At 60.2% G+C, this 12,055-nt stretch carries 11 protein-coding genes; 3 read left to right on the forward strand and 8 right to left on the reverse strand.

Going from position 1 to position 12,055, the window contains the following annotated elements; translation table 11 throughout:
• Nucleotides 1-10 precede the first annotated feature (10 nt).
• Complete coding sequence (locus ACIP66_RS17930; RefSeq protein WP_400649599.1) at nt 11-256, reverse strand: DUF1127 domain-containing protein; 246 nt, start codon at nt 254-256, stop codon at nt 11-13.
• 179 nt (nt 257-435) lie between these two features.
• On the opposite strand from ACIP66_RS17930, the gene ACIP66_RS17935 reads away from it, so the two are divergent.
• A complete protein-coding gene (locus ACIP66_RS17935) occupies nt 436-1,869 on the forward strand; it encodes a PLP-dependent aminotransferase family protein (RefSeq protein WP_400649601.1) in 1,434 nt (477 codons plus the stop codon).
• Here the strand turns inward: ACIP66_RS17935 and ACIP66_RS17940 are convergent.
• From ACIP66_RS17940 to ACIP66_RS17955, 4 genes are all read right to left on the reverse strand, one after another.
• Nucleotides 1,856-2,359, reverse strand: a complete 504-nt coding sequence (locus ACIP66_RS17940) for a hypothetical protein (RefSeq protein WP_400649603.1) — start codon at nt 2,357-2,359, stop codon at nt 1,856-1,858. The genes ACIP66_RS17935 and ACIP66_RS17940 overlap by 14 nt on opposite strands.
• A 15-nt stretch (nt 2,360-2,374) precedes the next feature.
• Nucleotides 2,375-4,768 (reverse strand): fimbria/pilus outer membrane usher protein, encoded by a 2,394-nt coding sequence (locus ACIP66_RS17945; RefSeq protein WP_400649606.1) that lies wholly within the window; start codon nt 4,766-4,768, stop codon nt 2,375-2,377.
• Nucleotides 4,765-5,481 (reverse strand): fimbria/pilus chaperone family protein, encoded by a 717-nt coding sequence (locus ACIP66_RS17950; RefSeq protein ID WP_400649609.1) that lies wholly within the window; start codon nt 5,479-5,481, stop codon nt 4,765-4,767. Before ACIP66_RS17950 ends, ACIP66_RS17945 begins: the two co-directional genes overlap by 4 nt.
• A gap of 159 nt (nt 5,482-5,640) precedes the next feature.
• Entirely contained in the window at nt 5,641-6,312 is a 672-nt protein-coding gene (locus tag ACIP66_RS17955; RefSeq protein WP_400649611.1) for a DUF1120 domain-containing protein, read from the reverse strand.
• 356 nt (nt 6,313-6,668) lie between these two features.
• On the opposite strand from ACIP66_RS17955, the gene ACIP66_RS17960 reads away from it, so the two are divergent.
• Entirely contained in the window at nt 6,669-8,231 is a 1,563-nt protein-coding gene (locus tag ACIP66_RS17960) for a phospholipase D family protein (protein WP_400649614.1), read from the forward strand.
• An 85-nt stretch (nt 8,232-8,316) separates the two neighbouring features.
• On the opposite strand, the gene ACIP66_RS17965 is transcribed toward ACIP66_RS17960, so the two are convergent.
• Complete coding sequence (locus ACIP66_RS17965; RefSeq protein WP_400649616.1) at nt 8,317-9,462, reverse strand: MFS transporter; 1,146 nt, start codon at nt 9,460-9,462, stop codon at nt 8,317-8,319.
• A gap of 193 nt (nt 9,463-9,655) precedes the next feature.
• Nucleotides 9,656-11,149, reverse strand: coding sequence for an aldehyde dehydrogenase (locus ACIP66_RS17970; protein ID WP_400649619.1), 1,494 nt, complete (start codon nt 11,147-11,149; stop codon nt 9,656-9,658).
• A 240-nt stretch (nt 11,150-11,389) separates the two neighbouring features.
• On the opposite strand from ACIP66_RS17970, the gene ACIP66_RS17975 reads away from it, so the two are divergent.
• The gene (locus ACIP66_RS17975; RefSeq protein ID WP_150649022.1) at nt 11,390-11,752 is read left to right on the forward strand and encodes a cupin domain-containing protein; all 363 of its coding nucleotides are present in this window, start codon (nt 11,390-11,392) and stop codon (nt 11,750-11,752) included.
• A 182-nt stretch (nt 11,753-11,934) separates the two neighbouring features.
• Here ACIP66_RS17975 and rpmG read toward each other — a convergent pair.
• On the reverse strand, nt 11,935-12,055 hold a 121-nt coding region (rpmG, locus tag ACIP66_RS17980; protein WP_400649622.1), incomplete at its 5' end, for a 50S ribosomal protein L33.

The raw sequence follows: 12,055 nt of genomic DNA on the forward strand, positions 1-12,055 counted from the left end.
AATACAGATCTCAGATCTGCCAGAACGGTTTCAACCCCTCCTCCTGCGCCTGCTCACGCGTCAACCCGATGTCCTTGAGCTGATCCGTCGTCAGGTTCAGCAACGCCCTGCGCGTGTGCAGACGATGCCACATCAGACCCCAGCGGCTCAGGCCGGACGGTGCGTTACGCATGATCTCATTGCGCGCACGATCCTTCTGCCCTGCCTCCAGTTCCTGACTGTGTAGCGTCAGCCGCACATCGCTCAAGCCGTTCATTTTTGTCGCTCCTGTTTACTTGGGTAGCCAGAGATTCCATGATGCGCGGGCGAGCAAAACCATTACAGATTCAAAGCGACTGTATTAACTCCATACAGATTTACCGTTTTGCAGACTGAATTGACGATTTTTCTCGCATCTGTACTGGTCTTCCGAATCATCTGCACCGAGGCAGCGCCATGACCCTCTACGTAAATCTCGCCGAATTGCTCGGCACGCGCATCGAACAAGGCTTCTATCGCCCCGGCGACCGCTTGCCGTCGGTGCGCGCCTTGAGCGTTGAACACGGGGTCAGTCTGAGCACGGTGCAGCAGGCTTATCGCATGCTCGAAGACAGCGGACTGGCCACGCCGAAACCCAAGTCCGGCTACTTTGTGCCGGTCGGTCGCGAGTTGCCGGAGTTGCCCGCCGTCGGCCGTCCGGCGCAGCGGCCAGTGGAAATTTCGCAGTGGGATCAGGTGCTGGAATTGATTCGCGCGGTACCGCGCAAGGACGTCGTGCAACTCGGTCGCGGCATGCCCGACATCAGCACGCCAACGATGAAACCGTTGTTGCGCGGCCTCGCCCGCATCAGCCGTCGCCAAGACATGCCCGGTCTGTATTACGACAACATCCACGGCACCCTCGAACTGCGTGAACAAATTGCTCGGTTGATGCTCGATTCCGGCTGCCAGTTGAGCGCCAGCGATCTGGTCGTGACCACCGGTTGCCACGAAGCTTTGTCCACCAGCATCCACGCGATCTGCGAGCCGGGCGACATCGTCGCGGTGGATTCGCCAAGCTTCCACGGCGCCATGCAGACCCTCAAAGGTCTGGGCATGAAAGCCCTGGAAATCCCCACCGACCCACTCACCGGCATCAGCCTCGAAGCGCTGGAACTGGCGCTCGAACAATGGCCGATCAAAGCCATCCAGCTCACCCCGAACTGCAACAACCCGCTCGGCTACATCATGCCGGAGTCGCGCAAACGCGCGCTGCTCACCCTCGCCCAACGCTTTGACGTGGCGATCATCGAAGACGATGTCTATGGCGAACTGGCCTACACCTACCCGCGTCCGCGCACGATCAAATCCTTCGACGAAGACGGCCGCGTGCTGCTCTGCAGTTCGTTTTCCAAGACTCTCGCGCCGGGGCTGCGGATTGGTTGGGTCGCGCCGGGGCGATACCTCGAGCGCGTGCTGCACATGAAATACATCAGCACCGGATCGACCGCGCCGCAGCCGCAGATCGCCATCGCCGAATTTCTCAAATCCGGCCATTTCGAACCGCATTTGCGGCGGATGCGCACGCAATACCAACGCAATCGGGACGTGATGATCGATTGGGTGACGCGCTATTTCCCCGCCGGAACCCGCGCCAGCCGTCCACAGGGCAGCTTCATGTTGTGGGTCGAATTGCCGGAAGGTTTCGACACACTGAAACTGAATCGTGCGCTACTCAACCAAGGCGTACAGATTGCCGTCGGCAGCATCTTTTCTGCCTCGGGCAAGTACCGCAATTGCCTGCGCATGAACTACGCGGCCAAACCGACAGCGTTGATTGAAGAGGCTGTGCGTAAGGTCGGTGCGGCGGCGATCAAACTGCTTGCCGAGTCCGAGCTCAGTCCAGTCTGAACACGCCTTCGCCGTCCAGTCGGGTCAGATCCGCGACCCGACTGGCCTCGTTACTGATTTGCCCCTCAACCTCGAACTCAACCTCCAGGCGTCTGCCGCTCGCCAACAGTGGCAGAAGGCGTTCGCCGGGGCGAAATACGTCGCTCTCCCCCGCCGCTTTCTGTGTGGCGACGCCGTCGACTCGCACCGCCATCACCTTGAGCCGCAACGTGCCAATGCCGAAGCGATAACGCTCGGCGTCAGCCCCCGGCGCATCGAAGCGCAATGTCAGCGGTGACGCCTGATCGCAGACAACCTGCACTTGCACCCGGCGACTGCCAAAACTCAGTTCATTGGCACCGGCACTTTGCTGCAACAACGCGCCCCGGTCGGTCAGGCCAAAATCAAACGCAGGCGGACTGACTCGCACCTCGCACGCTTGGTCCTGCGCCCACGCCGCCGTGCAGCACAGCCACAGCATTGCCACGGTCGAAACGTTGAAAACAGTCATCGGATAATTCCTCAATCATGCCTCGCTGCAACGCGCGGACGCAGATTCGTAAAGCTCACCGGGATCGGCTTCTTCAGCCAGTTCGAAGGTCAGATGACAGCGCGAGCCATCGGCCTTTTGCACATGCAGCGCAGCGTCCGCCTGAATGTCGGAAAGAAAAATCCGCCCGTCATCGAGCACGCTGGTGACGTAGCGGCCTAGCTCATCAAACACGCCAAAACCCTTGCCGACGACTTGATCATCGGACGTGTGTGCGTGCAGCAAGACGCGCCGGGACGTGACCATGAGAAACTCCAGCCGCTGCACCGAACCGCGCGCCGCTGCGATCTCGCGGTAGCCGTTGAGCACGTCGACATTGCGCGCCAGGCTCGCGGTGTCGATCTCCACCCGCGTGTTGCGATAGGCCGGCACGCTGGCCACCACCGCGCGCCCGGCGGCGTCCGTCCACACCGGCCCGTAAGGCGTGCGCAGCTTGACCCCGGCGGCATCCCCGGCCTTGAGCAGGGCAAAGGTCTCGCGCACGGTGTAGGGCGATAAGGTCAGGCCTTCGCTGTGCAACGCGACGCCGCCGCGCGCGCCGAAGTCGTAACCGGTCGAACCGGAGCCGCGCTGCGAATAACCCAGATCAATCTGGGTGTAACGCGGCAGCAAGTTGAGCCGGCCACTGACATCCGCCTCGCCGTTTTCCGGGCGCTCGACCGTGGCGCTGTAGGCCACGGCGTCGTTGATCTGCTGATTCAGACGCAAGCCGCTGCGGGTGCCGCTGAGGTCGTCCTTGCGGACAAAACTGCGCAGCGCGCCGCTGCGACCCATCGGCACGCTGACCGTCAGATAGGTCGCAAAACCACGGCTGTCATGCGCCGAACCGCCCATGTCACGCTCAAGACTCAACGACACGCTGGTGCGCTGAAACATCCGTGACCACGAGGCGCTGAGGCGCGAACTGGTATCGTCTTCAAAATCGGTGAAGCGTGAAAATCCACCGGAAAACGAGCCCAACAACAGGCTCGCACCGCTGAGCCCGAGCGTCATCTGGTTGCGAATGCGTTGATCCGGTTGATCGGTGTCGCGATTCCACGTGGTATCGGACAACGTGCGAAAACCCTGCACCTGTTGGGTGACCGACAGGTTCGCCGAAACGTGCTCGGTCAGCGCCGTGCTCAGGCTGAGCTGGAACTGCGCGCCCAACTGATCTTCACGACGGGCGCGGGACACCACCTGACGCAGTCCCAGCGCTGTGCGCGGCAACAACGGAATTTGCAGCGCCATCCCGGCCGATTGATAGTCACTGCCGAGCATCGCGCCCGCCGTCAGTTGCTTGCCGGCGGCCAAACGCCAATCCTTGCTCGCCGCGACGAAATCAGGCGCGTCGCGATCATCGCGGGCATAGCGACGAACACGTCCCGCCGTCACCGCGAAACCCGGCTGGCGGCCCGGCGCCAAACCACCAAGGCTGTCGCCGGGAACGATAAAACTGCGTTGCTGGCCATCCTCTTCGTACACGGTGACCTCCAGATCCAGGCTCTGGCTGAGCAGCGGCAACCCCACCAGCGAAAACGGCCCCGGCGGCACCAGCGTGGTGTAGATCAGCGCGCCGTTCTGCCGAACCTCGACCCGAGCGGCGGAATAGGCGATGCCTTCGACGTGGGCGCCTTCACTGTCTGCTTCCAGCTCCCCCAATGCGGCTTCAGGCTGTAATTGCACACCGGTGAAAGCCTCGCCGGCAAACAATGGCGAGGCCATGTTGAGCTGACCGAGTTGCAGGTTGGTTTGCAGCGACTCGAAGGTGCGCGAAGCGTAGGCATACAGATGCTCGGTCTGGCTGCTGCCCTCGAACGCCGCGTAAGACTGACGGCTGCGCAGCGCCCAGTCGTTGATGTTCAAACCCAGCTCGGTGTTGAGGCTGCGGTAGTGTGTGGTCTGGCCAACGTATTCGTTACCCAGCACCAGCGCGTCGTAGTTGAACAGCGCAGCGCTGCCACCGTGCGCGTAGTTGCGACGCGCCGCAGCCGTCGGCGCCACGAGCCCGGTGGGCAGCAGCAGTTCGATCTGTTCCTTGCCCGGATCAAGCCGCGCGATCACGCCGTCGAAGCTGTCGACAAAGCGCGTGCAATCAAGGTTCGGCAACGCCTCGACGCGCATATTTGCCTGTTCGAGCAACGTCTCGGTGGTGCACAACTCGCCCTGCTCGTCGAACGTCGCCAGCACTCGTCCTTTCGGCACACCGTTGACGCTGAGCAGCAGCGAATGCGTCCCCTGCTGAAAGCGCGGCGCGTCCTGAAAGTATTCCGCCAGTTGCAGATCGAGCCCACGGGCGCGCAACACGTTCGGGTCGAAGGTGACCGAATCGGCCAAGCTGTTCGCCGACGACAACAGGCTGAGCAGCGCAAGGCTGTGACGGTAATTCATTCACCGGTCACCAGTGGCGCATCGAAATTGCCGGCAGCGAAACCGTACATCGTCGCCGGGTACAGACGCACTTGAGTCGCCGTCGCGGGCAGCGGCGATGCGGACGTCAGACGCAGTTTTTCGCCGGGCAAAATGTAGCTGCGGCCCAGATCCACCGGGGCTTCGCCGGGCAACAGATTGACGGTATTGGCCAGCCGAACCACGTAGGGGCTGGGATTGCTGACCTGCAGTTGAGCGTCCTGCACTGACCACTTAAGCAGCGCCCACGGCTGGCGTTCGATGGGCAGATTCTTCGGGCGCAGAATCGCGGGAATGTTCTGTTTTACGGTCAGACTGACCCGCGCATTGCTGCCCTTTTCCAGCGGCTGAATGCCTTCGAAAATCACCCGTTTCAGGCGCTCGGTTTGCAGCGGCTCAGCGCTGCGCAGAATGAATCGCACCAGTTGCGTACCACCGCTTTCCACCCGAGCTACTGGCGGGGTCAGCAGCAACAGCAGCTCGGTGTCTTCCGGGACATTTTCAATGCGGGTGTGCAGCAATGCCGGGTTGGGTTCGGTGTTGGTGACGTTGATACTGGCCTCGCCGGCGGACTCTTCGAGAATCAGGATCGGGGTTTGCGGCACCATCCCGGCGGCGTCAGCCACGGATGTTGCGCTGGATAGAAGCAGCGCCGTCAACAGGGCGGTGGTTGAAAAACGTTGAATCGCAGGCATGACTATTCCCTGACACCTCGTCGCAGCATTGCTGGCGAGAGGGCCATCCTTGAAAACGTATTCGTGGAAAGGTGCGCCCGAGGCGCAGATAACGATGCACCGCAAGAACTGCGGTGCGTGTTTGTTCAAAAGTCGACGGTGTTCACGTATCGCTTGAACTCAGAGGTAAACCAGTTCAAACGTCGCGGAGCCGTCAAGGGTGATGTCAGAGCCGGTGGGCAGCGCACTGGCAGCGCGCACAACCGGCACCAGTGTCATTGGCAGGGTGTGCTTTATCCCGTTGATTGGGCCTTCAGCCACGCTGCGCCCCCAGGAATAATGAATGTAACCTCCGTCAGAGGCATTTTTGGCAACCAGTGTTGAAGACGGCTCCACCCAGCTCGGACCTCCGATACCGCCGCCCTGCTGATACATGAGCGACATCGCCAAGGCGTCCACCGTCGGCGTTCCGTGGCGCAAACCATAACCACCAATCTTGACGCCGCTGGCAGCGCCCATCCCGTAGATGTACATCTTCTCTGCACGACCATCGATGGTGATGCCATCCAGTTGGGTCGATGCCTGATTGTCATGCACCCTCACCGCGACCGGTACCCGACCGTTGCAGTTCATCGTCAGGGTAATGTCTTTCAGCTCCAGCTCGGTTTGCGTATTGGCGTTAAGATCCGCCGCCGAAATCTTGCCCAGATCGACAACGCTTCCCCTGTCAAAACTTGGCGTACACGCCGTCGGAATAATCGTGCCGCTAACCGTGAGGCTGGCACTTTCTGCGAGGGCAAGAGCAGGCAACAACGAAGCCACCACCGTGGCGCTGATGAAAAGCTTTTTCATGAGAAATTCTCGTTCCGTAAGAATTAAAAGGACGACAGCAAGTAGCGTTCTGTCTGGCGAGAAATAGCGAAATTTCCTGCCTGACAACGCCCGGCTATTATTGCGATTTGCCCCCGTTTCCGATGTAAGACGAAGTTACAAAGCACCCAGAGAAAATTCGCCTGAGGCCGTAGCTGACAGGAGTAGGCGAAATGCCCTACTTCAAAAATTCTCTTTTCCTGCCCGTCGGCCATTGCCTACACAGCGCTCAAACCGGGCGGTTCCCCACGGCAGATTTTTCCTGAATCAAACGCCGCCGATGACGGTCATAACCCGTGCCATACTCCGATCCCTACTCACACGCGGAATGATCCGACTTGCGATCCAGCCCTCTCCTGCTTCTGATCTTCGTGTTGTCGCTCGCCGGCTGCGCCAGTGTCGATGTGCAACGCGAGCCCAGCCAGGCCTTGCCGGCCAGCAGCTCGGCGTTTGGCCGTTCGATTCAGGCTCAGGCCGCACCGCATGAAGGCCGCTCCGGCTTCCGCCTGCTGTCCAACAGCACCGAATCCTTCACCGCCCGCGCCGAGCTGATCCGCCACGCGCAGGTCAGCCTCGATTTGCAGTACTACATCGTCCACGACGGCGTCAGCACGCGAATGCTCGTCGAGGAACTGCTCAAGGCTGCCGACCGTGGCGTGCGCGTACGCATCCTGCTCGACGACACCACCAGCGACGGTCTCGACCAGATCATCGCCACGCTGGCGGCGCATCCGCAGATCCAGATTCGTCTGTTCAACCCGCTGCATCTGGGCCGCAGCACCGGCGTCACCCGCGCGGCCGGGCGCCTGTTCAACCTGTCACTGCAGCACCGGCGCATGCATAACAAATTGTGGCTGGCGGACAACAGCGCGGCCATCGTCGGCGGGCGCAATCTGGGCGACGAGTATTTCGATGCCGAGCCGAACCTGAATTTCACCGACATCGACATGCTCAGCATGGGGCCGGTGGCCGAGCAGCTCGGGCATAGTTTCGATCAGTACTGGAACAGTGCGCTGAGCAAACCGATCGATGAATTTCTCTCCAGCAAACCGTCGGCCAAGGACTTGCAGAACACCCGCACGCGCCTGGAAGAATCGCTGGAAGAAACCCGCCAACAAAATCACGCGCTGTATCAGCAGTTAATGACGTTCACCACCGAGCCGCGCATGGACATCTGGCGCAACGAACTGATCTGGGCGTGGAATCAGGCGCTGTGGGACGCGCCGAGCAAGGTACTGGCCAAGGATGAGCCGGATCCGCACTTGCTGCTGACCACGCAACTGGCGCCGGAACTGAAGAACGTCAGCAAAGAGCTGATCATGATTTCGGCGTACTTTGTGCCGGGGCAACCGGGGCTGGTCTATCTGACCGGGCGTGCTGATGCGGGTGTTTCCGTGAGCCTGCTGACCAACTCACTGGAAGCCACCGACGTGCCGGCGGTGCATGGCGGTTATGCGCCGTATCGCAAGGCGCTGCTGGAACACGGTGTGAAACTGTATGAACTGCGCCGCCAGCCTGGGGATAACGATGGCAGTGGCCCGCATGTGTTTTACAGCAAGTCGTTCCGTGGCTCGGATTCGAGTTTGCACAGTAAGGCGATGATTTTTGATCGACAGAAATCGTTTATCGGCTCGTTCAACTTTGATCCGCGCTCGGTGTTGTGGAATACCGAGGTCGGGGTGTTGGTGGACAGTCCAGAGCTGGCTGAGCATGTGCGCGAATTGGCGTTGCAGGGTATGGCCCCGGCGTTGAGTTATCAGGCGAAATTGCAGGACGGGAACATCGTCTGGGTCACCGAGGACAATGGCCAGATGCATACGCTGACCAAGGAACCGGGGAGCTGGTGGCGACGGTTTAATGCGTGGTTCAGCACCAGCGTCGGCCTGGAACGCATGCTTTAAAAGCAAAAGATCGCAGCCTTCGGCAGCTCCTACAGTTTGAAATGCATTCCCCTGTAGGAGCTGCCGAAGGCTGCGATCTTTTGATCTACGCAGGTTCGGTCACCGGGCCGAATGCCCCTTGGCGCAACAGCAAAATCACCAACCCAAACGCCCCGATCGCCATCAACAGCGGCAACGCATGCCCGCTGATCCACTGGCTCCCCGCCCCCGCCGCCAACGGCCCGATCAGGCAACCCACGCCCCAAAGCTGGGCAATGTGCGCATTCGCCCGCACCAGCGCATCGTCGCGATAACGCTCGCCAATCAAGATCAGCGACAGCGTAAACAGGCCGCCAGCACTGGCGCCGAACAACACCCACAACGGCCAGATCAGCAGCGTATCGAGTAACAGCGGAATCGCCAGACTCGACAACATCAACACCACCGCGCAACCCGCGAACAGCGTGCGCCGCGACAGGTAATCGGCCAATGCGCCAATCGGCAGTTGCAGCAGCGCATCACCGACCACCACGGTGCTGACCATCGCCAAAGCGATCTCGGCGGTAAAGCCCTGTTGCAGGCAATACACCGGCAGCAGCGTCAGGATCATCGCTTCGAACGCGGCAAACAATGACACCGCCCAGGCAATCGCCGGCAGCTCACGCGCAAATCCCCATAGGTCGCGGAAGGTCACGCTGCTCGCTTCACTGCTTGGCGCACCGCTGCGACCCAACAACAGCAGCGGCGAAACCAACAGCAAGCCGACGCCCATCCAGAATCCGTAATCGTCTTCAGTGCCGAGCGCACCCAGCAGCAGCGGGCCAGACAACTGGCTCAACGCATAGCTGCTGCCATACAGCGCCACCAGACGACCGCGCCAATTCTCGACCACCAGTTGATTGATCCAGCTTTCGCCGAGGATGAACACGATGGTCAGGATCACGCCGATCATCAGGCGCAGCACCAACCAGATCGGATAGCTCGGCAATAACGCCAGCAAGCCGATCGACAACGCGCCCGCCCACAGGCACAGGCGCATCAGGTTCGCCGTGCCGAAGCGCGCCGCCAGATGACTGGAAATCTTCGCGCCGAGCAACACGCCAATCGCCGGCATCGCCGCCATCACACCGATGGCGAAGGAACCGTAGCCCCAGCCCTCCAGACGCAACGACACCAACGGCATGCTGACCCCCAGGGCCAGGCCGACACTCAAGACAGACGCCAACACGGCGAAATACGTCGCCCAACGCATGTTCCACGCTCCTGTGGATAATTATTTTTTGAGGTCACATCAAACAAATGTGGGAGCGAGCCTGCTCGCGAAAACGGTTTCACATTCAGCACATAGGCTGACTGATACACCGCTTTCGCGAGCAGGCTCGCTCCCACAGGGGATCTGCTTCGTCTGGAGGATCTGTTCTCGCGAGCAGATCCTCGCTAACGGCTTACAGCTTGATCCACGTCGCTTTCAGCTCGGTGTATTTGTCGAACGCGTGCAGCGATTTATCACGGCCATTGCCCGACTGCTTGAAGCCACCAAACGGTGCAGTCATGTCGCCGCCGTCGTATTGGTTGACCCACACGCTACCGGCGCGCAGCGCTTTGGCGGTCAGGTGCGCCTTGGAGATGTCTTGCGTCCACACCGCAGCGGCCAGGCCATACGGCGTGTCGTTGGCGATCTGGATGGCTTCTTCAGCGGTATCGAAAGCGATAACCGACAGCACTGGCCCGAAGATCTCTTCCTGAGCGATCTTCATCGCGTTGCTCACGCCGTCGAAAATCGTCGGCTCAACGTAAGTACCGCCGGTTTCCTGAAGAATGCGCTTGCCGCCGGCGACCAGTTTGGCGCCATCGGTATGACCGGATTCGATGTACGACAGCACGGTGTTCATCTGCTGCGTGTCGACCAGCGCACCAACGTTGGTGGCCGGATCCAGCGGGTTGCCCGGCTTCCAGGTTTTCAGTGCCTCGATCACCATCGGCAGGAATTTTTCCTTGATCGAACGCTCGACCAGCAGACGCGAACCGGCAGTGCAGACTTCGCCCTGGTTGAAGGCGATGGCACTGGCAGCGGATTCAGCTGCAGCTTGCAGATCCGGCGCATCGGCAAAGACGATGTTCGGGCTCTTGCCGCCGGCTTCGAGCCAGACGCGTTTCATGTTCGATTCGCCGGAGTAGATCATCAGTTGCTTGGCGATCTTGGTCGAACCGGTGAACACCAGCGTGTCGACATCGTTGTGCAGGGCCAGCGCCTTGCCAACGGTGTGACCGTAGCCCGGCAGCACGTTGAGCACGCCTTTCGGAATGCCGGCTTCAACGGCCAGCGCGGCGATGCGGATGGCGGTCAGCGGGGATTTTTCCGACGGCTTGAGGATCACCGAGTTACCGGTCGACAGCGCCGGGCCGAGCTTCCAGCAGGCCATCATCAGCGGGAAGTTCCACGGCACGATCGCACCGACCACACCGACGGGCTCGCGGGTTACCAGACCGAGCTGATCGTGCGGCGTCGCTGCCACTTCGTCGTAAATCTTGTCGATCGCTTCACCGCTCCAGCTCAGCGCTTGCGCCGCGCCCGGAACGTCGATGTACAGCGAATCGCTGATCGGCTTGCCCATGTCGAGGGTTTCGAGCAGGGCCAGTTCTTCGGCGTGCTGCTTGAGCAGGCTGGCGAAACGGATCATGGTGGCTTTGCGTTTGGTCGGTGCCAGACGCGACCACACGCCGGAATTGAAAGTAGCGCGGGCGTTTTCCACAGCGCGCTGCGCGTCGGCGGCGTCACAGCTGGCAATCTTGCCGAGCAGACGGCCATCGACCGGGCTGATGCACTCGAAGGTCTCGCCGGAGACGGCGTCGGTGTATTCGCCATTCAGGTAGGCGCGGCCTTCGATTTTCAGGTCGCGGGCGCGTTGTTCCCAGTCGGCACGAGTCAGGGTGGTCATTTCGAGTGTCCTCCGCTTGTTGAATACGAGCGCCGCGCGATCTTCGCCAGCGTCCTCAAGAATTCTGCCCGGCCAGCCGGTTATTTCGGCCAGAGGCACCCGCCACCCTAAACCAGCGGCCGGTGTTGTTTCAATATATTTGACATAAGGTGGCCATACGGCCTTGCGGTGTTGATTTTAATCAACATAGACTTTGGCCCTTTCCAGCCAATCGCGCCGTATTCACAGGGGATAACAACAATGAACATCCAGAACGTCGTCGACATCAGCCTGACCAGCAGCGAAGCCGAACGCTATCGCCCGGATCCGGCGAAAGTGCTCAAGGGTGATCCTGAACAAGCGGTGTTCCATCAGTACGACAGTCCGTGTGGGCAGATGGGCGTTGGCGTGTGGGAAGGTGCGGTTGGCCAGTGGACGGTGAATTACACCGAGCACGAATACTGCGAGATTTTGCAGGGTGTGTCGGTGCTGCGTGACAGCGATGGCAATGCCAAGACGTTGCGTGTTGGTGATCGATTTGTGATTCCGGCGGGGTTTCGTGGCACTTGGGAAGTGCTGGAGGCTTGCCGCAAGATTTATGTGATTTTCGAACAGAAGGCTTGATCCATACCCCTCCCCTGTAGGAGCTGGCGAAGGCTGCGATCTTTTGATCTTGATCCTTAAAAAAAGATCAAAAGATCGCAGCCTTCGGCAGCTCCTACGCAGACAGCTTGCAAATATTCGAGGCAACAAAAAAGGCCCGCATCGTGAGATACGGGCCTTTTTTGTAAGTCGGGAAAAATCAATTACTTGATTTTGCCTTCCTTGTAGATCACGTGCTTGCGAACAACCGGATCATATTTCTTGATCTCAATTTTGTCCGGGGTAGTACGCTTGTTCTTGTGGGTAGTGTCGAAGTGACGAGTA

This window comes from Pseudomonas sp. NPDC088429 (assembly GCF_044753305.1).
In the GTDB taxonomy this organism is placed as follows: domain Bacteria; phylum Pseudomonadota; class Gammaproteobacteria; order Pseudomonadales; family Pseudomonadaceae; genus Aquipseudomonas; species Aquipseudomonas rustica.